Source organism: Lentzea sp. NPDC054927, assembly GCF_053610285.1.
The window spans coordinates 482,160-502,956 of record NZ_JBSGXZ010000002.1; the positions used below are offsets into that span (position 1 = coordinate 482,160).

Genomic DNA, 20,797 nt, shown 5'->3' on the forward strand with positions numbered 1-20,797 from the left:
CCAATGGCTGTCGAGTTCAGCGTCCTCGGTCCCCTGCAGGTCCGTGTGGACGGCGGGGAACTGCGGATCGGCGGGTTCACCCGCCGGGCCGCGCTGGGGTTCCTGCTGCTCAACGCGGGCCGGGTGGTGTCGATCAGCGAGCTGACCGAGGCGTTGTGGCCGGACGGACATCCGCCGACGGCGCGCGGGATCCTGCTGAACGTCGTGTCCGCGTTGCGGAAGGCCGGGATCGACCTCGTCACCCGCAGGCCCGGCTACCTGCTGCGGGTGGAACCGGATCGCGTTGACCTGCACCGGTTCCGCGCGGGTCTGGCCAGGGCCGCGACGGCTCCGGGGCCTGAGCAACGGGCCGTCGTCCTGCGTGACGCGCTGGCGTTGTGGCGGGGGCCGGTGCTCGCGGACCTCGTGGCGGACGGCGTCACGTGGCCCGCACTGGTGGAGATCACGCACCTGCGGGACGTGGCCGTGGAGGACAGGTTCGAGGCCGAGCTGGCGTGCGGGCGGCATCGCGAGGTGATCGCGGAACTCGAAGCGCTGGTGCACGATCACCCGCTCAGGGAACGTTTGCAGGGCCAGCTGATGCTCGCGCTCTACCGCAGTGGACGCCAAGCCGACGCGCTCGCGGCATTCCGCACGGCCCGCGAACGGTTCGCCGCCGAGCTGGGCATCGACCCCGCCCGCGAGCTCGTGGCGCTGGAACAGGCGATCCTCACGCAGGACCCGGCGCTCGCGGCGACCGGCGCGCAGGCGATGACCCTGTTGGAGCGCAAGAAGGTCAGCGTGCTCGTCGTCCGGCTGGAGCTGACCGGCGCGGACGAGGCAGCCGACGAGCAACTGGAGGCTTCGGTCGCTTCGGTGCGCCGGCAGATCGAGGATCTCGGCGGAGTCGTCGTCACGACGCTCGGTTCGACGGTCTGCGCGGCGTTCGGCGCGCCGGTCAACCGGGAGGACGACGCGGCACGGGCGGTGCGCGCGGCGTTCGAGGTCGTGGGCGGTCGTCCGGCCGCGGCGGCGGTGTCCACCGGTCCGGCGCTCGTCACGTCCGGCGACCGGCTCGAGGTCAGCGGCACGGTGCTCGACGCGTGCCTGCGGCTGGTCGCCACGGCGACCGAGGGCGAGGTCAGGACCTGTTCGACGACCGACCGCGTGCTCGCGCCCACCGGGGACGACGCGCCGTTCGTCGGCCGGTCGACCGAGATGGCGCAGCTATGGGAGGCCTTCGAGCAGGTCGGACGCACGAACCGGCCGAGGCTGGTCACGCTGGTCGGCGAGCCCGGCGCGGGCAAGAGCAGGTTGGTGCGGGAGTTCGCCGCGGGGCGCCGGACGCTCACCGGCCGCACGCCGGCGTTCGGGCGCAACGACGTCTTCGCCCCGCTGGCGGAGATCGTCCGGGCGCACGCGCGGATCTTCGACACGGACTCCGCCGAGGTCGTCACCGCGAAGATCCAGGCGATCAGCGACGACCCGTGGCTGGTGACGCAGCTGTCCGCGCTGGTCGGCGTCAGTCCGCAGGGCAGCGACGTGCTGATGGCGTGGCGCCGTCTGGTCGAACAGCTCGCCACCGAACCGCTCACCGTGATCATCGAGGACGTGCACTGGGCGGACGACCTGCTGCTCGACTTCCTGCGCGGCCTGGCCGAGACCGCGGACGACGTGCCGTTGCTGATCCTCGTGACGGCACGGCCGGAGCTGCTGGAACGCCGTCCGTCCTGGAGCGGGGTCGTCACGCTCGACGCACTGTCCGAAGAGGACACCAGCCTGCTGCTGAAGATGCTGATGACCCGGCACGACGTGGCAGCCGACCTGTCCGCGCTGCTGCAACGCTCGGCGGGCAACCCGTTGTTCGCCGGCGAGTACGTGCGGATGTTGCGCGACGGCGCACCGGACGCTCTCCCGGAGACCGTGCAGACGGTGATCGGTGCCCGGCTGGATTCGTTGCCGCCGTTGGAGAAGGTCGTGCTGCAGGACGCGGCGGTGATCGGCCGGACGGTGTGGCCGGGCGCGGTGGCGGCGGTCGCGGAACGGGACGTCGCCGAGATCGCCCGCTGCCTCGAAGTGTTGCGGCAGCGGGACTTCCTCAAGCGCAGGCCGACCAGCAACGTGGTCGGTGAGGTCGAGTACGCGTTCAGCCACGTGCTGGTGCGCGACGTCGCCTACGACCGGGTTCCGCGCACCACCAAGGCGATGAAGCACTACCACGCGGCGGAGTGGGTGCAGGCGCTGCCGCTGGAGCACGTTCCGCTGCTGGCGTACCACTTCCAGGAAGCGGTGTGGCTCGCGGAAGCCGCCGGACGCCCGTGCGACATCATGGGCCAGAAGGCGCGCTCGGCACTCACCGAGGCCGGACGCAAGGCCACCGCCCTGGCCGCCAGGGACACCGCGATCCGGTGCTACCAGGCCGCACTGGCGGTGTGCCCGCCCGGCCACGCGGACCGGGTCGAGCTGTTGACGTTGCTGGGATCGAGCCTGGCCTGGAACGGCGGCGGCATCGACGAACTGACCGAAGCCGTCACGCTGCACCTGAACCGGAACGACTTCGCGGGCGCCGCGGAGGCCTCCAGGGCGTCGTGGCGGGCCTGCTGGCACCACGGCGATCACGCGGAGGCCGGACGGCACCTGGACCGCACGATCGAGTTCCTGGCGCTGGCCGAGCCCGGCGAGCGGGTGTTCACCGTCCAGGCCCATCTCGCGCACTCGTTGACGCTGGTGGGCAGGCTGGACGACGCGATCACGGCGGCACGGGCGGCCCTGACGGGTGCGACCGGCACCGAACGGGCGATCGCACTGGAGACGCTCGGGCTCGCGCGGGTCAAGCAGGGCGACCCGGCCGGCCTCGACGACATGCGCCAGGCCGTCACCGAACGGCGCGAAGCCGGTGTCTCGCCGAGCCTGTGCCTGTTCAACATGGGCACCGCCCACGCCATGCTCGGCGACGCCCGCGCCCGCCTGACCGTGCGAGCGGAGGCGCGGGTGGCGGCGCTGCGGCACGGCGACAGCTACACCATTTCGTGGCTCGACTCGTCCCGGTACGTCGAGCTGTTCTGGGACGGCTCCTACGCCGAGGCGCTGGCGAACCTCGACGAGTCGATCGCCGGTTCCCCCGGCCAGTCGTACTTCCACGCCATCCGCGGCCGCGTCCGGCTGCTGACCGGTGATCTCGCCGGAGCCGCCGCAGACGCGGACATCGCACTCGACCTCGCCCGCCGCAAAGGCCATCCCGGCGAACTCCAGCACCCGCTGGTCTTGCGGGCCAGGGTCGTTCTCACCCGCGATGAGCCCGTGGACGTGTGGGTCGACGAACTGCTCCCCCTGTTGCCAGGACGACAGATCACCGGACCGATCGGTGTCAGCCTGCCGATCGTGCTCGCGGCCGCCGGGCACGGACCGGAATGCCTGGCCGAGGTGTCGTGGTCGCGCTGGCGGGACGCGGCGACCGCCCACCTGGCGGGAAACAGGGAGGAAGCCGTCCGGATCTACCGCGAGATCGGTTCGGTTCCCGACGCTGACGAGGCACGATGAGTCGCTGGTTATCGGACGGAAATAGCGTCCGGGTGTGCCCGCCATCCCGCGCTACTACCAGGCCAAGACCAGGCTGCTCGACCTGCTGAGCGAGCTGCCCGACCACACCCCGTTCCCACCGGAACGCGAGCTCGCCGAGCTGTTCGGCATGTCCCGCACCACGATCCGCAAGGCGCTGGACGAGCTCGTGCTGGAAGGCAAGCTCATCCGCCGGGCGGGCCGGCAGGGCACCGCCGTCGCGCCGCGCAAGCAGGTCCACCGGCTGAGCCTCGACGCCCTCGTGCAGGACCTCGCCACCCGCGAGTCCGTCGTGGTGCGGACGATCGGCGCGCAGGACGTGATCAACGTCGAGTCGGTCCTGGTCCGCGGGGACGAACCGATCGGCGTGCGATCGACGTACCTGCGCGCCTCCCAGTTCCCCGGCTTCGCCGAGCTCTACGACCGCGGCGCACCGCTGCGGAAGTTCCTGTCGGACAGGTACCGGATCCGGTTCGGCGAGCTGCACCCGTGGTGCACCACCGCTCTCGCCACCCCGCGCCTCGCCGGGATGCTGGAAGTCCGTCCCGCCACCCCGGTTCTGTCGATCGCGTGGATGGCCCACGACATCCGCGGCGTGCCGGTCGAACGGTCGTGGGTCGTCCTGCGGGGCGATCGCACGCACCTCACGATGCATGCGGCCAGTGCGGACTTCCGAGATCAAATAGCGTGAGGGCGTGACCGCTCGACGCACCGTGCTCAAGACGTTCGCCCTGCTCCCCCTCGCCGGCTGCGCGGCCACACCCGCCGCACCGACGAGCACCCCACCACCTCCGACGACAACCACGACGAGCGCGGCGCCGATCAGGCACGACGCGCTGTTCGAGCTGGAGAAGAAGTACGACGCACGGCTGGGCGTCTACGCGGCCGGCGTCAACACGATCGAGCACCGGGCGGACGAGCGGTTCGCCTTCTGCTCGACGTTCAAGGGGCTCGCCACGGCCGCGATCCTGCACCGCAACCCGATGACGCACCTCGACGACGTCGTCACCTACACCGAAGCCGACCTGATGAAGAGCTCGACCATCACCAAAGATCACGTCCGGACCGGCATGAAGCTCCGCGACCTGTGCGACGCCGCGGTCCGCCACAGCGACGGCACGGCCGGCAACCTGCTGCTGCGCGACGCCGGCGGCCCCGCGGAGCTCACCAGGTACCTGCGCGAGCTCGGCGACAACGAGACCCGGATGGACCGGATCGAGCCCGACCTCACCTCGGCCACGCCCGGCGACCCGCGCGACACCGCCACGCCGCGTGCGCTCGGCACGGACTACCAGCGGCTCGTGCTCGGTGACGCCCTCGCACCCGAGAAGCGCGACTTCCTCAAGGACCTGCTGGAGCGCTCGACCACCGGGGCCAGGCGGATCCGGGCAGGCGTGCCGCAGGGCAGCAGGGTCGCGAACAAGACCGGCACCGGCGACTACGGCACGGCCAACGACATCGCCGTCGTGTGGCCGCCCGGTCGCGAGCCGATCCTGATCGCGATCATGTCGAGCAAGGCTTCTGCCGGCGCGAAGTACGACGAGGCGCTCATCGCCGAGGCGGCCGCCTACGTCGTGAAGACCCTCATCTGACTCCTCAGCGGACCGACGACACGTCCGCCCACACCGTCTTCAGGTCGGGGTACCGATAATGCCCCCACACCTGCGCCAAGCCGTTCACCAGCAACAACCCACGCTGCCGTCTCCCCAGGAACCCCATTCGCCCTAGCTGCGGGAACCGGCCGGGTGTTCCGTCGTCGACCTCCACCCGCACCACCTCGCGTTCCGGCAGGCGAAGAATCCGGGCGTGACGAGGTGGAGCGCCGTGGTGGTAGGCGTTGCTGACGAGCTCAGTGGCCACCACCATCACGTCGACCACGACGTTCTCGTGCATCCCCAGCAGAAGGCGTCGTACCTCCGCTCGCACGGTCGCGAGCGGCATGTTCCCCTCCGGTAGGACGAGGTCCAGTCGTTCGCTGGACCGTCCTGCAATACCCATCAGCATTCCTCCGCGCCCTGTTGGTTCAAGGCAGAGGGATCCGTACCCCGTGACGCGCAGATCGAAACCCGCCGAACTGGAATCAAGGGAACCTCGGAAGGTCGGCCCACACCACGGTGTCGCCCTGCGCCCGGTCCACACCCCACCGGTCGGACAGCCGGGCCACCAGGACCAGGCCATATCCGCGCTGCGGCCGCGAGACCTTGCGCAGCGGCGGATGGGCACGGGAGTCGTGCACGATCTCGACGCGGATCCTGGACTTCTCCACGAGCACGCGCAGGAAAGATGGTTCGGACGTGTACCGGTAAGCGTTGCTGACGAGTTCGTTCACCACCAACAGCACGTCGGCCACGCTGTCGGCGTCCTCCCTCATCAGCTCCAGCCGCACCCAGCGCCTGACCGCCGCGAGAGAGGGCCGCTGCCTGCCCAGTGGCAGATCTGCCGCGTCACCCGTCGTCGCTGCCTGATCGTGCGCCAAACCGCTCCTCGGTCAGTTGATCAGTTCGGGCGCGGGTTACCCGACTGCATCGGTCGCCAAACCAATCGTTCAGGTAGGTGAATTACCCTCACTGCGCCGTCGCACCTCAGGGGGAACCACGTGCCCAGATCCTTGCTGCCGTTACTTGCCGGACTGCTGGCGATGTCCTTCACGCAACAGCTGCTCGTTCCGGCCCTTTCTCCGTTGTCCCTCGAGTTGGACCTCACCGCGACCCAGCTGGGTCTGGTGATCACGATCGCCTCCGTGGCGGTCGCGCTCACGAGCCCCTTCTGGGGGTGGGCGCTGGACGCCATCGGGCTGCGCAGCGTACTGCTGGTCGGCCTCGGCCTGTCCGTGGCCGGGTTCGCCGGGTTCGCCGCCGCCGTCACGTTCGGGCTCGACGAGACGCTGACGCCCGACCTGGCGTTCACGTCCGTGCTGGTGTTCCGCAGCGTACTGCTGGGTGCCGGGCTCGCCGTGCTGCCCGTCGCCGCGCTCGCCGTGGCGGGCACCTTCACCGCGGAGGAAGGCGACCGCACCAGGGCTGTCGGTCTCGTCGGTGCGGCACAAGGACTGTCGGCCCTGATCGGGCCTCCGGTCGGTGGCGTGCTCGCCGCCATCTCGCTGATGCTGCCGCTCACCATCGCGCCCGTGCTCGCGCTGCTGGTCACGATCTTCGTTCTGGTCGCCGTCAAGCCGGTCGAACGTCCACAGCAGGTGGTCCAGACCCAGCCGTGGGCGATGTTGCCCGCATTCGGCGTCGGGTTCCTCATGTACCTGTCGTTCGCGCTCTCGCAGGTCGTCGTGACGTTGCTCGCCAAGCAACAACTGATGTACAGCACCTCCTCACTCGCGGTCAGCGCCGTGGTGGCCGCTTCCGCTCTCGGGCTCGTCGTGACGCAGGGCGTGGCCGTACCGCTGCTGAAGTGGCCTGCCGGCCGGTTGATGCGCGCCGGTGCGCCGATAGCGCTGGCGGGTTACGCGGTGCTGGCGGTCGTGCAGTCGCTGTGGCTGGTGGCAGTGGCGTACCTGGTGGTGGCGGTCGGGCTCGGGCTCGCGGTCACCGGGTTCGCCGCGGCGGCCTCGCTCGGCGTCGGGCCGCGGCACCAGGGCCTGATAGCCGGGCTGGTCTGCGCCACGAGCGGGCTGGCGTTCCTCGTCGGGCCGATGCTGAGCGGCCTGCTCTACGACGTGACACCGGTCGCGCCGGTGATCACCGCCGGAGCCGCCGCCGCGCTGGCGTGCGTGCTGGCGCTGCCCCAACTCACGCCGCGTGTCCCACAATCGGTGGCGTGAGGCTGTCCATCGCGATCTGGCCACCGCCGGAGATCGTCGAGGTGCTCGGTGCGCTCGACCGGGCACCGGGCATCCAGTGGTCCGCGCCCGCCCAGTGGCTGATCAAGGTGCGGCCGCTGGGCACGGTGTCCGAGCGGGTGGTGCCGGACCTGGTCGAGGCGCTGACCGAGGAGCTGGACGGTGCCCCGGCGACCCGGTGCGTCCTCGGGCCCAGGACGCGGCCGCGCTCGGGATGGATCAGCGTGCCGGTGTCCGGACTGGACGAGCTGGGATCCGTCGTGTTCGAGGCGACGGCGCCGATCGTGCCGGTAACCCATCCACAGCCGTTCCAGGCCTTCGTGGTGCTCGCGCGCGGCCGGGTGCCCGCGGGGCTGCCAGGTCAGGAGATCGACGCGTCGTGGATCGCGGACCGGATCGCGCTGGTGGCCGATCGGAGCTCACCGGGCAGGCCGCGGTTCGAGGACCTCGCCCGGTTCGAGCTGGAACGCCCGGCGTAGCTCGCACAACGCGTAGTGCGTGCGTGACTTCACCGTCCCGGCCGGCACTCCCAGACACACAGCAGCCTCGGTGTACGTACGGCCGTTGTAGTAGAGCTCGGTGAGCACGCGTCGGTGTTCATAGGACAGTGATGCGAGCACGGCCTCCATCACCAACGCGTCCACGACGTGCTGCGCGTGATCCGGCATCGGTTCCGGTTCGTGCTCGCCGATCTCGTGCGGGCGGATCTTCCCCGCCCGCGCCCGGTCGATGACCACGTTGCGCGCCACCGTGATCAGCCAGCCGCGGGCGGAGGTCCCTTCGGCAAACGATTCGGGATGCCGCCACGCCCGCAGGAAGGTCTCCTGCACGACGTCCTCTGCGATACCGCGGTCTCCGGTCAGCCGGGTCGCGTAGTTGAGCACGCAGTGGTGATGATCCTGGTAGAGCACGCGGAGGAAGTCGTGCATGCCGGCCAGTGAAACCAGCGCACTGTTGACTGACAACGAAACTGTCTAATCCGATAAGGAACCCCGTACCACTACGCTGCGGCTGGTGAGGCGTTTCTTCAGCGCGCTCGTGCTGGCACTGTTCGCCGCGACGGCCGTAGCCGTCCCCGCGCAGGCCCACGCCGAGCTCAAAAGCAGCAATCCGGCGTCCGGCGCGGCCCTCGACGCCCTGCCAGAGCAGGTCGAGCTGACGTTCAGCGACGTCATCAGCCTGCCCGACGGCGACGCGGTCACCATCACGGGACCGGACGGTGCCAAGTGGCCGATCACCCAGTCGAACGTCGTGGACAAGACGATCACGGCGAAGTTCGACACCGCGGCCGCGAAGGCGGGCGCGCACACGCTTGCGTGGAAGGCGCAGTCCGAGGACGGTGACGTCGTCCAGGGCACGTTCACCTTCACCATGAACGTCGCCGCGCAGACGTCGTCGGAGGCACCGCCCTCGTCGGTGACGATGAGCGCGCCGGTGTCCAACGCTCCCCCGTCGACCGCGCCGTCAGAGTCCGGTGGCGTCCCGGCCTGGTTGTGGATCGTGGTCGTGCTGATCGTGCTCGTCGGCGTGATCCTGCTGGTCCGCCGCCGCAAACCCCAGCCGTGACCGCAGGAGGTCGCGTTCGGCCGGGTGTTCCGCCCGGTCGAGCGCGGCCTCCAGCGCCGCTGTCGGGTCCTGACCGAGCCTCTTCAACAGATCCGCGCGCACGGCGTGGAACAGGTGATAGCGGTCGAGGTCCAACGCCTCGACTTGGCGCAGCGCCTTCTCCGGGCCTTCTGTCTCGGCGACCGCAACGGCGCGATGCAGCGCCACGACCGGGCTTGGGGTGAAGGCCAGCAACTGGTCGTAGAGCGCCACGACCTGATGCCAGTCGGTCGGTGGATCGCTGTGCACGGCGTTGATGGCGGCCTGGACCTGGTACGAACCGGGCCGGTTCCAGCGCAGGCAGCGCCGCACGATGTCCTGGCCCTCCGCGACGAGGCCCGCGTCCCACTTCTCGAGGTCCTGGTCGGCGAGCAGGACGATCTCGCCGTCGCGCAGCCGGGCCTCCCTGCGTGACGCGACGAGCAGCATCAACGCCAGCAGCCCCCACACCTCGGGTTCGTCCGGCATGAGCTGCGCCAGCACCCGTCCGAGCCGGATCGCCTCGTCCGCCAGCTCCGCCTTGTCCAGGTAGCCCTCGTTGAAGATCAGGTAGACGACGGCGAGCACGGCTTTGAGGCGTTCGGGCAGGTCGGCGTCGCGCGGCACCCGGTACGGGATGCGGGCCGCGCGGATCTTGCCCTTCGCGCGCACGATTCGTTGCGCCATCGTGGGTTCCGGCACCAGGAACGCCCTGGCGATCTCCCCCGTGGTGAGGCCGCCGAGGAGCTTCAGGGTGAGCGCGACCTGGGCCTGCAACGCCAGCGACGGGTGGCAGCAGGTGAAGATCAGTCGCAGCCGGTCGTCGGGCACGTCCCCCACCTCCTCCGCTTCCGGTTCGTGCTGGAGCAACGCGGCCTGCGCGTGCTTCTCGTGGCCCTTGGTCTCGCGGCGCAGCTTGTCGATCGCCCGGTTGCGCGCGGTCGTGATGATCCAACCGGCGGGCGCGGGCGGGACACCCTTGACCGGCCACTGCTCGGCGGCCGTGGTGAAGGCGTCCTGCACCGCCTCCTCGGCGAGGTCGATGTCGCCGAGGACACGGGTCAGCACGGACACCGCGCGGCCGTACTCCGCCCGGAAGATCTGCTCGAAGGTCTCCTCGGTCATCAGGACTGGATCGGCCTGACCTCGATCGACAACGGGCTGAGCACGGTCGCGAGCCGGCGTCCCCACGCCAGCGCCTCGTCCAGGTCGGCGGCCCGGATGACGGTGAACCCGCCGATGTGCTCCTTGCCCTCGACGAACGGCCCGTCGGTCATCAGCACGTCGTCGTCTTTCGCGTTGAGCACGGTCGCGGTCGACGGCGGGTGCAGGCCCACGGCGAACACCCACGCGCCCTTGGCCTGCATCTCCTCGTTCAGCGCGGTGAGGTTCTCCATGATCGGGCCGAGCACCTCGGGCGGAGGAGCCTCGCCGTCGGGCTGGTAGATGCTCAACAGGTACTGCTGCGTCATGGCGGTCTCCTTCACCCTTTGTACGAACGCGGGCAGCCGGTTTCGACAACTATGACGACATGATCCCGTTGATCCTTCCGCTCGACGACCCGGCCGCCGACCTGGCGGCGGTCGGAGGCAAGGGCGCCTCACTCGCCCGGCTCACGCGGGCCGGGCTGCCGGTGCCCGCCGGGTTCCACCTGACGACCTGCGCCTACCGCGAGCGGTCGATGGACGGAGTGCTGGACGCGTTCCGGGAGCTGGGCGGGCCGGTGGCCGTGCGGTCGTCGGCCACCGCGGAGGACCTGCCGGACCTGTCGTTCGCGGGCCAGCACGACACCGTGCTGAACGTTGATGAGAGCCGGCTTTTCGACGCGGTCCTGCGGTGCTGGGACTCGTTGCGGTCCGAGCGGGCCGTCGCCTACCGCGCGCGGAACGGGATCGAGTCGGCCGAGATGGCCGTTGTGGTGCAACGGATGGTGCCCGCGGACGTGTCCGGCGTGCTGTTCACCGCGGATCCGGTGACCGGGCGGGCCGAGCCGGTGATCAACGCGGTGCGCGGGCTCGGTGAGGCGCTGGTGAGCGGTGAGGCGGACTCGGCGGAGTTGCTCGACGACGCCCAGAAGAGCGAACTGGTCGGGCTCGGCAAGCGGATCGAGGCGCTCTACGGGATGCCGGTGGACGTCGAGTGGGCGTTGGAGGGCAAGAGGTTCTGGATCCTGCAGGCGCGGCCGATCACGTCGCTGCGGGTCGAGTGGAACGACTCGCTCGACGGCGACTACCTGTGGTCCAACGGAAACGTCGGCGAGGCCGTCCCCGAGGTGATGACGCCGGTGACGTGGTCGCTGGTCGAACTGCTGTCGAGTGTCGCGATCGGACCGCACCGGATCTCCGGCAACATCGGCGGCCGCTTCTACCTCAACATCAGCACGTACACCGCGCTGGGCACGGTGATCGGCAAGGCCGACGAGATGCGGCGCTCCGGCGAGGAGACGTTCGGGCGCATCCCGGACGGCGTGACGGTGCCGCCGCTGCCGATGTCGCGGCTCGCGATCCTCCGCGCGGTGCTGCGCGGCGCGGGCGGGCCGATCAAGCAGCAGATCCTCTACCGGACGCGGCTGCCCCAGCTGGTTCGCGACAACCCCGGCCGGTGCGCCGCCGCACACAAGGCCATCGCCGCCTGCACGACACCCGGCGCGTTGCTCGGCCTGTGGCGGCACGATCTCGACCAGCTGCTGCGGTTCGTCTGCCCGATCCTGGACGCGGGTGCGCGGATGATCGCGGGCGGGCCGGCGGCGTTGCGGCGCAGGCTCGTCGCGCTGATCGGTGAAGAGGACGCGGCCACGTTGCTGACCGGGTTCCACGACGGCGCCGGGCTCGCCAGCCTGGGACCGCTGGTCGGGCTCGCGCGGCTGCGGTCGGGCGAGATCGATCGGGGCACCTTCGCCCAGAGCTGGGGACATCGGTGCGCCAACGACTTCGAGGTCTACGCACCACGCCCGGCCGAGGATCCGGAGTGGATCTCCCGGCAGCTGGAGACGCTGGCGGATCCGGAGGCTTTGCTGGCCCGTCAGCGTGAGGCCCGAGCCGAAGCCTGGGACCGGTTGGTGGCGAAGCACCCCTCGGCGGCCCCGAAGATCCGCAAGCAGCTCGACCGCATCGGCGACAGCGCGCGGGCACGTGAGCAGGCCCGGTCGGAGATGGTGCGGGCGTTCTGGGTGATGCGCGCGTTCGTGCTGCGGGCCGGCGAGCTGACGTCGTCCGGTGACGCCCTGTTCTTCCTGCCGATCGACGACGTGCTGCGCGTGCTGGACGGCGAGACGACGTTGCTGGACCGGGTGCCCGCGCAACGGGCCACGTACGAGCGTTATCGCGCACTTCCGCCCTATCCGGCAGTGATTCGCGGACGGTTCGACCCGGAGTCCTGGGCGGCCTCACCGAACCGGCGAGCCGATCTCCACGACGCGACCACCGACGTGCCGATGCCGGCGGACGTCACCGGTTTCCCCGGCTCGGCGGGTGTCGTCGAGGGTGTCGCCCGCGTGCTGGCACGGGTCGAGGACGGCGAGTCGTTGCGGCAGGGCGAGATTCTCGTGACCACGGTGATGAACATCGGATGGACGCCGCTGTTCACCCGTGCCGCCGCGGTCGTGACCGACGTCGGCGCGCCCCTGTCGCACGCGGCGATCGTGGCGCGGGAGCTCGGGATTCCGGCCGTCGTGGGCTGTGGGAACGCGACGACCCGGATCGCCACGGGAGACCGGATCCAGGTGGACGGGGCCAGGGGAACGGTGAAACGGGTGCGGTGAACCCACCACCCGTCCGCCGCCGAGTGGTGGGTTCAGTTCACCGAGGTCAGTTGTGCACGGGAACGCGGCTGTGCATCGCGACGAGCTGACGCCGCATGCGTTCCCGCAACAGGTCGATCACCTCGGTGACCGTGTCGGCCTCCGCGTACGCCTGCACCTCGACCCACTTCAGGTCGAGCCGGGCGTGCGCGTGGATCACGGACTTGTCCGAGGTCAGGTTGACCCAGGCGAAGTCGACCCGGTCCGGCGCGTACCGGTCCAGCGAGCCGATCCTCGCCGACGCGTAGTCCCTGGCCTGCTCGGGAATGGTGTCCGCGAGCGAGACCTGGATGTAGTCCATCGACACCTGCCTCCTCAAGGCCGCGCGGCACCGCCACGTGGCCAGTTCGACGATACGAATTCGATCGCAACGCCGAACCAGGCGTTGGTCCCGACAGCGCAGGGTCTTTCTACTGAGAAGATGGTGCGGCCGGGGAACCTAGGGATGTCACTGGATCAAGCTTTTGGCATCAAAGCGGATACTCGCTGGTCGAGCTGCTCCTCAGTGGGCGCGCCGGTGAGAAGTTCCACCGAGCCATCGGTTTTGACGAACGCGAACGTGGGCTGAGCGGTCACGCCGAACCTCTTCCACACGGACCCGTCGAGGTCCGCCAGATGCGGGAAGCCGTTCATCTCGTGGTCGCTCACGAACTTCTTCATCGCGTCCAGCTGGTCCTCGGCCGCGACGCCGACGAACTGGACCTTGTCGTGGCGCTTGGCCATCTCGGCGACGGTCTTCGCCTCGGCGTTGCAGGACGGGCACCAGGGCGTCCAGAACCACAGCACCGCCGGCTGGCCGACGAGCTTGTCGCCGCGGAACTCCGCACCCTCCAGGGTCTTGGCGGTGAACTGGAACTTCTCCGGGGGCGGCGCTTTCTCGCCACATCCCGCGAGCAGCAGCACGACTCCCAGCAGCACTCCGAGGAAGCGCATCGGCTCCTCACCTCCTGCCCTGGCGTACGGCCTTGCGCCTCCTCCGGTTCAGCCACCACGCCCCCGCGATGGCCAGCACCACCACGAACGGCCACGGCCCGAGCGCCGCGACGATCTGCACGAGCGTGTTCTGGAACCGTCCGGCGGCCTGCACCACCGGGTCGATCGCGCTGCCGCCGGCGAGGAACAGCCGCAGCTCGTAGATGCCGTAGTAGGTCACGTACGCACCCACCATCACGAGCACCACACCGCCGATGCGACCGACGTGTGGGAGGAGCTTGCGGATCTGCGGTGCGAGCACCGAGCCCGCGACGGCCAGTGCGGTGACCACAAGTCCCATACCGAGTGCGTAGGCGAGGAACGCGACTCCGCCGGTCTGCAGCGATGCACCGACCACGGCGAGGAACGGCCCGATCGCGCACGAGAGAGAGGCGATGGCGAACGCGATGCCGTAGCCGTACATGGACCAGAGGCTGTTCGGCGCGGCCTGCAGCTTCGGCAGCCTCAGGTAGAGGTCCTTGCCGATCACCAGCAGCACGCCGACGACGATCATCACCGCGCCGATCACGACCGTCACGAACGGCAGGTAGCGCTTGAGCGTGCCCGCCAGCGGGGTGACGAGAAGTCCGAACAGCCCGAAGAACGTGACAAATCCGGCTGTCATCACCAAACCGGACATAAAGGCTCGTGTCAGATTGTCGCGGGCCACCAGAGCCAGATAGGCGGGCAGCATCGCGAATCCACACGGGTTGACCGTGGCCACCATTCCCGCGACGACCGCGAGTGCGAGCTCGTTCACGAAGGCGACGGTAGTGTTGCGACGTGCCGATCGAACAGTGGCTCGAAGCCATTCCTCCTCTGCTCGTGTACGTGATCGTCGGCCTGGTGATCGGCTTCGAGTCGCTCGGCATCCCGTTGCCTGGCGAGATCGTGCTGGTCACGGCCTCGCTGCTGGCGTCGCAGCACGCTGAGCTGAGCCCGTTGTGGATCGGTGTGTGGGCGAGCGCGGGCGCCATCATCGGCGACAACTTCGGCTACCTCATCGGCAGGCGCGGCGGGCCTCGGCTGTTCGCGTGGATGGGCCGGAAATTCCCCAAGCACTTCGGCGAAACGCAGCTGAACCACGCCCGCACGGTGTTCCAGAAACGCGGGGCGTGGGCGGTCTTCTTCGGCCGTTTCGTGGCATTGCTGCGCATTCTCGCCGGACCTCTGGCCGGTTCGCTGCACATGAACTACGGCAAGTTCCTGGTGGCCAACGCTCTCGGCGGCGTGGTGTGGGCGGGCGGCACCGCGGCGGCCGTCTACTACCTCGGCGTGGTGGCCGAGAAGTGGCTGAAGGGCTTCTCCTACGCGGGCCTGGCGATCGCCGTGGTGGCGGGCGTGGCCGGCGTCTTCATCGTGAAGCGGCGGCTCGCGAAGGCGGCGGAGAAGCTGGAGGAACCGGCCGAGCCGGCCGAGGAAGTCAGGACTGCGTAGTCCACGCGGCGATCTGCGCGCACGACCGCACTCCCAGCACGGCCTTGAGGTCGCGCACGTCCGCCTCGACCGTTCGCAGCGACACGTGCAGTCCGTCGGCGATCTGCCGGTTGGTCAAGCCTTCCGCGACCATCGCGGCGACTTTCAGCAACCGTTCGTCGCGCCACGACAACGGTTCCGGCTCCGGCTCGTCCCGCTCCTCTGGCCTGGCCTCGAGATTCGCCGAGCCCTGCGGCAAAGCGAACTGCCGCACCGATTCGAGCATCGTGAGCCGCTCGCCGTTCTCGAGCAGTGACCGTGCCCGCAGACGCTTCGCGATCGCCCACCCGTCCGGCACGAGCGCGTCGGCGAGCTCCTCGGTCATGCCTTCGGGGAACATCGCGAACGTCTGCAGCGCGGTCTGCTCGGCCTCGGTGAGCAGCTGGTAGCTGCGGTCGATCGCCGCGTGCAGCGACCGGTGGTGCGGTGAGGCGTCGCGCGGCCCGGCGGTGAGGACGGCGAACCGGTTGTCCAGCCTGGCCTCGATCTCCTCCAGCGTCAGCACGCGGACGAGCCGCGCGGCGAGTTCGAGCGCGAGCGGCAACCGGTCGAGCCGCTCGCACACGGCGTCCAGCAGGCCGGCGCTCTCGTCGAACCCGCTGTCGAACGCCAGTGCCCGGTCGCGGAACAGCCGCTTCGCATCGTGCGGGCCGAGCGGGGAGAGCCGGTACGCCTGCTCGCCGGGGACGTCGAGCGGCTCCCGGCTCGTGGCCAGCACGCGCAACCCCGGATGGCGCGCGATGAGGTCGGCGCAGTCCTCGAGGACGTGCTCGCAGCCGTCCAGGACGAGCAGCCCGGGCTTCGGCGCGGCCACGAGCAGGTCGGGAACCCTGGTGACGTCCGCGAGTTCGATCAGCATGACGTGCTGGCGGTGGGCGACGGCTTCCTGCACGAGCCGCGACTTGCCGACGCCGGGCGGTCCGATCACGGTGACGATCCGGTGGCGCGCCAGCAGCTTCGTGAGGTCGGCCAGCTCGGCGTGGCGGCCGACGAAGGTGTCGAGTCGCGGCGAGGTGTGGACGACCTCGCGGGCGCGGCGGCGGTAGGCGCGCTGGCGGCAGGCTCCTGAGCAGTACTTGCCGGGTGCGGTGAGTGGGGCGCCGCAGTCCTCACACGTCATCGCACGCGCGCCGTCCGCGCCGCCAGCTGGGTGCGCGAGGTCAGCCCCAGCCTGGTCAGCATCTGCGTCACGTGCGAGCGCACGGTCCCGGTCGAGATCCCCAGTCGCGCCCCGATCTCCTGGTTGGTCAGCCCGTCCACGACCAGGTCCGCGATCTGCTGCTGCCGGGACGTCAGCGGTTCGTCGCGCCGCACGGAGCTCACGTACTCCTGCAGCCCCGCGAAATCCAGCCGCTCACCCAGCTGCCGGGCCCGCGCCGCACGCCGCTCCCCCGCCTCCAGCTCCGCCACTTCGCGGGCCGACGCGACCAAACGCGTCCACGGAGGTTCTGAGTGCGCGCCGCGCGAACGGCGGGTGGCGGCCGCCGCGGCCATCAGGACAACTGCTCGCTCCGGCTGCTGCCGGTGCGCGGCGACGATGCCGAGGCCTTCCAGCACACCGGACAGCGCCCCGCACGAGGACGATCCCTCCAGCAGCGCGACCACGAAGTGCTGCTCCGCCAGGTCGAGTGCGCCGCGCCGCAAGGCGATCGCGCCCGCCGTGTGCTTGGCGAACATCCAGCGGTGACCGTCCAGCGCGCCCCACAGCAGCGACTCGTCGATGACCGCCGACGCGGCGTCGAGGTCGCCGATCCGCATGAGCAACCAGGCGTAGTTGTTGAGGAACGTCATCAACAACCGTTCGTCGCCCTGTGCGCGTGCGGCCACGACAGCGCGTTCGGTGGCCGAGCGGGCGCCGTCGAGGTCGCCGATCTTGGAGCGGGCGTGGCCCAGGGTGTTCCACGCCCGCGCCTCCCAGATGGGGTGCCGGGTCGACGGGTGCGCCACCAGTGCCTCGGCCAGCCGGACCGCCTCCGCGCCGTCGCCGGTCATGCCCGCGAGCCAGGACGCGCGGAACAGCAGGACCTCCGAGTGCGCTGACAGCGGGCCGGACGCCAGCGTGGCCGAGGCCAGGCGCATGGCCTCGACGTAGGACCCGCGCAGGTGCCAGACGTGCACGACGGCCGCGACCAGCCAGGTGTGCCGCGGGTCGGTGTGCGGGAGGCGGGCGATCACGTGCAGCAGCTGGTGTTCGTGCCCGCCCAGCCAGGTGTTCGTCTCGTCGGTGATCGACGGGGCCGCGGCGACCGTGCGGATCATGCGGGTCAGCGCGGTGGCGAGCCGGTCGAGGGTCGCGTCCGTCTCGCCACACTCCGCGAGCCGCGCCAGACCGAACAGGCGGATCGACTCGAGCAGGCGGAACCGCGCGCTCGGCGAGGACGACTGCGACCGGACCACCAACGACTTGGCGCGCAACGTTGCCATCAGCTGCACCACGTCGTCGGAACCGGCGCAGACCGCGGTGGCCAGGTCGAGGTCGAAATCGCCGATCAGCACGGACAGCCGGCGCAACGCGGCCTGCTCCGCCGGGCCGAGCAGGTCGTAGCTCCACCTGATCACCGCGTCCAGGTCGCGGTGGCGCGCGGGCACGTCCGTCCTGGCCGCCGCGAGCTCGATCGCCAGCGGCAGGTGGTCGGCCACCGAGTCGGCCAATTCCGGGGAACCACCGCATTCCACGAACAGCGCGCGGGCGTCGGCGGGAGGGAGCGGGCCGACGTCGACGCACATCTCGCCGGCCAGGTCGAGGGGTTCGCGGCTCGTCACCAGCACGCGCAGCCGCGGGCAGTGCGCCAGCAGTTCGGTGACGGCGGCGGCGGCCTCGCGGATCAGGTGTTCGCAGTTGTCCAGCACCAGCACACGATGGTGCGACAGCGCGCGGACGACGGTGGCGTGCAGCGGCGAACCCGGCTCCTCCCAGACGTTCAGTGAGAACGCGACCACGTGCCACAGCAGGTCCGGCCGGTGCACGGACTCCAGCTCGACGACGGCGGTGCCAGGCTCCACCGGGCAGAGTTCGGCCGCCAGCCGCGACTTCCCGGACCCGCCAGGGCCGACCAGCGCCACCAGCCGGTGCTTGCGCAACAGTCGTCGCACGGCGGTCAGCTCGCGTTCCCGTCCCACCAGACGAGTCCGCGCGCTCACCGACGACCACATGGTCGCGATTCTATGAGCGAATGCACCGCGATGAAATGTCATTCAATCGCGATTGACAGCGCGCTTTCACAACCGCAGCACTGCTCACGAAACCGGTTCGAACAGCACGAATGAGCGTTTTGAGACGTCTGACCGGAGCAAATTCGGCCGCGGGTTGAGACGAGTGTCAACAGGTGGTGGCCGTCGGCGGTCACTCTGCGTTCATCAGGTTCCGGTCCGCGTCTCGGTACGCCGCCGCCTGCGGCACACCCATGATCGACCACGCTCGGTGATCCCAAGAAGGCTCGAAGCCGCCCAAAACCTCCCAGAACCCACCGTCTTCGCTCAACGGAGAGCCGAATTTCGGTGCTGTACAAAGCTGAGCGAACGTCGCTTACCTGACTGATCTGTCAGACACGTCTTGTGGCCTCACGATTACGCGCGGTATGGTCTAGACCTTCAACCGCCGCCGCGATGTCCAGCACGCACAAGCACATCAAGGCAAAGGAAGTCACATGAAAATTGGACGCAGGGTTGCGGCTGCCATGGCCGGCGTTCTCGCTGCACCGTTGCTCGTCGTGGCTCTCCCGACCGGCACGGCGTTCGCCCACGGCTACATCTCGTCACCGGCCAGCCGTCAGGCGCAATGTGCCAACGGCACGGTGAAGGAGTGCGGGGCCATCCAGTGGGAGCCGCAGTCGGTGGAGGGCCCGAAGAACCTGCGCAGCTGCCACGCCAACCTGTCGCAGTTCTCCGTGCTCAGCAACGACAACAAGGGCTGGAAGGTCTCGAACGTGGGCCGCACGGCCACGTTCAACTGGACGTTCACCGCGCGGCACCGCACTCGTGACTACGAGTACTTCGTCGACGGCCGCAAGGTCGCGACGTTCAGCGGCAACAACCAGCAGCCGCCGGCGACCGTGCAGCACAGCGTCAACCTGGGGTCGGCCGGACGTCACAAGGTGCTCGCCATCTGGAACATCGGCGACACCTCGAACGCGTTCTACTCCTGCATCGACGTCAACGCGAGCTGAGCTCTAACCGGCGCTTGAGTTCCCCTTCCGCTCAAGCACCACCTGCTCGACGTCGAACGGCATGAGGTTCAACGGCGGACCGGACAACGGTTTCCGCAAGGCGTCGAGGATCTTCGCGTTCATCTCCCCGATGATCGCGCGCGCCTCGTCGTCGGTCAGGGCCGCCAGGGCACGGGCCTTGGCGGTCTCGGCCTGCCTGCGCAGGACCAGGGAAGGGGGCAACCCTGTCGTGCCCTCTTCCTCCCGCACCTTCCTCCTGATCCACCAGTCCTCTTCGAGAGGCTCACCCGCGCCGGGCAACGGTTTCCCGGCGCTGGGCAGGTCGTCGAACTCACCGCGTTCCTGGGCTTCGCGGATCTGCTTGTCGATCCACGACTCGAAGCCCATGCCCGGCGGCTTCCGTTGTGTCATGGGGCAAACCTCCTGACCGCGGACTGCATCGCCTCCGCGAACGCGGGGCTGCCCTTGTGGCCACTGTCGTCCACGAGGGTCAGTTCGGCGTCCGGCCACGCCTTCGCCAGCGCGTAGGCGGTGTCCGCGGGACAGCTCAAGTCCCGGCGGCCGTGGATCAACGCGGCCGGAATGCCCGCGAGCTTGCCGGCGTCGCGCAGCAGGTCGTCGACGAAGCCGAGGTTCGCGTAGTAGTGCGCGATGATCCGCACGAGCGCGATCACGTCGTCCGACGCCCGGTCGCCGAACACGTTCGCCTTGCCGAAGTTCTCCAGTGACAGCACGGTGTCCTCCCACCGGCACCACTCGATCGCGGCCTGCTCCCGCACCGCGCGATCCGCGCTCTCCATCACCTCGGCGTACGCGCGCACGACGTCCGGCGCGTTGCCGACGTGTGCGCTGAACCGCTCCCAGGCCTCCGGGAAGAACCGGGAAACGCCCTTGTAGAGCCAATCCAGCTCACGGGCGGACGAGAGGGTGACGGCGATCAGGATCATCTCGGAGACGCGGTGGGGATGACGGAGCGCGTAGGCGACACCGAGCGTGGTGCCCCAGGATCCGCCGTGCACCAGCCACTTCTCGATGCCGAGGTGCTCGCGGAGCAGCTCCATGTCGGCGATCAGGTGGTCGGTCGTGTTGACGCTCATGTCCGCGGCCGGGTCGCTGGCGTGCGGCGTGCTCTTGCCGCAGCCGCGCTGGTGGAAGATCACCACCCGGTACTTCTCGGCGTCGAGCGACCTGCGCGCGCCGTTGGCCGGACCGCCCGGCCCGCCGTGCAGGAACACGGCAGGCTTGCCGTCCGGATTCCCGACGACCTCCCAGTAGACCTGGTTGCCGTCGCCGACGTCGAGCATGCCGTGTTCCAACGGTTCGACAACGCTGTGCTCCATGGCTTCCAGCGTATCTAGTGGCGTGACGCGGAACGTTGGCGAGGGAATCCACGTTCAGCAGGGCACCTCGCGGCGCCGCCCCCCCCCCCCCCCACCACCCCCAACAAGGCGGAGGGGGGGGCCCCCCCCAGAG

At 69.8% G+C, this 20,797-nt stretch carries 21 protein-coding genes; 9 read left to right on the forward strand and 12 right to left on the reverse strand.

Annotation, left to right across the window (positions count from 1 at the left end):
- The first annotated feature begins 3 nt into the window (after nt 1-3).
- From ACWGE0_RS05695 to bla, 3 genes are read left to right on the forward strand one after another with little or no spacing between them, the layout of a single operon-like run.
- Nucleotides 4-3,519, forward strand: coding sequence for a BTAD domain-containing putative transcriptional regulator (locus tag ACWGE0_RS05695; protein ID WP_452259732.1), 3,516 nt, complete (start codon nt 4-6; stop codon nt 3,517-3,519).
- Between the two features lie 34 nt (nt 3,520-3,553).
- Entirely contained in the window at nt 3,554-4,228 is a 675-nt protein-coding gene (locus ACWGE0_RS05700; RefSeq protein WP_452259733.1) for a GntR family transcriptional regulator, read from the forward strand.
- 4 nt (nt 4,229-4,232) lie between these two features.
- Nucleotides 4,233-5,129, forward strand: coding sequence for a class A beta-lactamase (gene bla / locus ACWGE0_RS05705; protein WP_452259734.1), 897 nt, complete (start codon nt 4,233-4,235; stop codon nt 5,127-5,129).
- Nucleotides 5,130-5,133: 4 nt separating this feature from the next.
- Here bla and ACWGE0_RS05710 read toward each other — a convergent pair whose 3' ends face one another.
- Nucleotides 5,134-5,535: an ATP-binding protein gene (locus ACWGE0_RS05710; protein WP_452259735.1), complete on the reverse strand. Its 402-nt coding sequence runs from the start codon at nt 5,533-5,535 to the stop codon at nt 5,134-5,136.
- An 82-nt stretch (nt 5,536-5,617) separates the two neighbouring features.
- Complete coding sequence (locus tag ACWGE0_RS05715) at nt 5,618-6,013, reverse strand: ATP-binding protein (RefSeq protein ID WP_452259736.1); 396 nt, start codon at nt 6,011-6,013, stop codon at nt 5,618-5,620.
- Between the two features lie 120 nt (nt 6,014-6,133).
- Here ACWGE0_RS05715 and ACWGE0_RS05720 point away from each other — a divergent pair, with 120 nt between their 5' ends.
- On the forward strand, nt 6,134-7,309 hold the full coding sequence (locus ACWGE0_RS05720) for an MFS transporter (RefSeq protein ID WP_452259737.1): 1,176 nt from the start codon (nt 6,134-6,136) through the stop codon (nt 7,307-7,309).
- Nucleotides 7,306-7,806 carry a 2'-5' RNA ligase family protein gene (locus ACWGE0_RS05725; RefSeq protein ID WP_452259738.1) on the forward strand — a complete coding sequence of 167 codons (501 nt, stop codon included), beginning with the start codon at nt 7,306-7,308 and terminating at the stop codon, nt 7,804-7,806. The genes ACWGE0_RS05720 and ACWGE0_RS05725 overlap by 4 nt, the downstream gene beginning before the upstream one ends.
- Here the strand turns inward: ACWGE0_RS05725 and ACWGE0_RS05730 are convergent.
- A complete protein-coding gene (locus ACWGE0_RS05730; RefSeq protein ID WP_452259739.1) occupies nt 7,747-8,292 on the reverse strand; it encodes a sigma-70 family RNA polymerase sigma factor in 546 nt (181 codons plus the stop codon). The two genes, ACWGE0_RS05725 and ACWGE0_RS05730, sit on opposite strands and share 60 nt — an antisense overlap.
- Nucleotides 8,293-8,341: 49 nt before the next feature.
- Between ACWGE0_RS05730 and ACWGE0_RS05735 the strand changes: the two genes are divergently transcribed.
- On the forward strand, nt 8,342-8,893 hold the full coding sequence (locus ACWGE0_RS05735; protein WP_452259740.1) for a copper resistance CopC family protein: 552 nt from the start codon (nt 8,342-8,344) through the stop codon (nt 8,891-8,893).
- On the opposite strand, the gene ACWGE0_RS05740 is transcribed toward ACWGE0_RS05735, so the two are convergent.
- Nucleotides 8,792-10,036 (reverse strand): RNA polymerase sigma factor, encoded by a 1,245-nt coding sequence (locus ACWGE0_RS05740; protein ID WP_452259741.1) that lies wholly within the window; start codon nt 10,034-10,036, stop codon nt 8,792-8,794. The two genes, ACWGE0_RS05735 and ACWGE0_RS05740, sit on opposite strands and share 102 nt — an antisense overlap.
- The gene (locus tag ACWGE0_RS05745; RefSeq protein WP_452259742.1) at nt 10,036-10,383 is read right to left on the reverse strand and encodes a YciI family protein; all 348 of its coding nucleotides are present in this window, start codon (nt 10,381-10,383) and stop codon (nt 10,036-10,038) included. The genes ACWGE0_RS05740 and ACWGE0_RS05745 overlap by 1 nt, the downstream gene beginning before the upstream one ends.
- Before the next feature lie 59 nt (nt 10,384-10,442).
- Between ACWGE0_RS05745 and ACWGE0_RS05750 the strand changes: the two genes are divergently transcribed.
- On the forward strand, nt 10,443-12,671 hold the full coding sequence (locus tag ACWGE0_RS05750; protein WP_452259743.1) for a PEP/pyruvate-binding domain-containing protein: 2,229 nt from the start codon (nt 10,443-10,445) through the stop codon (nt 12,669-12,671).
- A 46-nt stretch (nt 12,672-12,717) separates the two neighbouring features.
- On the opposite strand, the gene ACWGE0_RS05755 is transcribed toward ACWGE0_RS05750, so the two are convergent.
- From ACWGE0_RS05755 to ACWGE0_RS05765, 3 genes are all read right to left on the reverse strand, one after another.
- Nucleotides 12,718-13,011, reverse strand: a complete 294-nt coding sequence (locus tag ACWGE0_RS05755) for an HPF/RaiA family ribosome-associated protein (protein WP_452259744.1) — start codon at nt 13,009-13,011, stop codon at nt 12,718-12,720.
- 155 nt (nt 13,012-13,166) lie between these two features.
- Nucleotides 13,167-13,643, reverse strand: a complete 477-nt coding sequence (locus tag ACWGE0_RS05760; RefSeq protein ID WP_452259745.1) for a redoxin domain-containing protein — start codon at nt 13,641-13,643, stop codon at nt 13,167-13,169.
- Between the two features lie 7 nt (nt 13,644-13,650).
- Entirely contained in the window at nt 13,651-14,442 is a 792-nt protein-coding gene (locus ACWGE0_RS05765) for a cytochrome c biogenesis CcdA family protein (RefSeq protein WP_452259746.1), read from the reverse strand.
- A gap of 23 nt (nt 14,443-14,465) precedes the next feature.
- Between ACWGE0_RS05765 and ACWGE0_RS05770 the strand changes: the two genes are divergently transcribed.
- The gene (locus ACWGE0_RS05770; protein ID WP_452259747.1) at nt 14,466-15,119 is read left to right on the forward strand and encodes a DedA family protein; all 654 of its coding nucleotides are present in this window, start codon (nt 14,466-14,468) and stop codon (nt 15,117-15,119) included.
- Here ACWGE0_RS05770 and ACWGE0_RS05775 read toward each other — a convergent pair.
- Nucleotides 15,106-16,278 carry a helix-turn-helix transcriptional regulator gene (locus tag ACWGE0_RS05775; RefSeq protein ID WP_452259748.1) on the reverse strand — a complete coding sequence of 391 codons (1,173 nt, stop codon included), beginning with the start codon at nt 16,276-16,278 and terminating at the stop codon, nt 15,106-15,108. The two genes, ACWGE0_RS05770 and ACWGE0_RS05775, sit on opposite strands and share 14 nt — an antisense overlap.
- Nucleotides 16,275-18,311, reverse strand: coding sequence for an ATP-binding protein (locus tag ACWGE0_RS05780; RefSeq protein WP_452259749.1), 2,037 nt, complete (start codon nt 18,309-18,311; stop codon nt 16,275-16,277). Before ACWGE0_RS05780 ends, ACWGE0_RS05775 begins: the two co-directional genes overlap by 4 nt.
- A 494-nt stretch (nt 18,312-18,805) precedes the next feature.
- Between ACWGE0_RS05780 and ACWGE0_RS05785 the strand changes: the two genes are divergently transcribed.
- On the forward strand, nt 18,806-19,324 hold the full coding sequence (locus tag ACWGE0_RS05785) for a lytic polysaccharide monooxygenase auxiliary activity family 9 protein (protein WP_452259750.1): 519 nt from the start codon (nt 18,806-18,808) through the stop codon (nt 19,322-19,324).
- 3 nt (nt 19,325-19,327) lie between these two features.
- Here ACWGE0_RS05785 and ACWGE0_RS05790 read toward each other — a convergent pair whose 3' ends face one another.
- Both ACWGE0_RS05790 and pip read right to left on the reverse strand, forming a co-directional pair.
- Nucleotides 19,328-19,735 (reverse strand): DnaJ family domain-containing protein, encoded by a 408-nt coding sequence (locus ACWGE0_RS05790; protein WP_452259751.1) that lies wholly within the window; start codon nt 19,733-19,735, stop codon nt 19,328-19,330.
- The gene (gene pip, locus ACWGE0_RS05795; protein ID WP_452259752.1) at nt 19,732-20,664 is read right to left on the reverse strand and encodes a prolyl aminopeptidase; all 933 of its coding nucleotides are present in this window, start codon (nt 20,662-20,664) and stop codon (nt 19,732-19,734) included. The genes ACWGE0_RS05790 and pip overlap by 4 nt, the downstream gene beginning before the upstream one ends.
- Between the last annotated feature and the right edge of the window lie 133 nt (nt 20,665-20,797).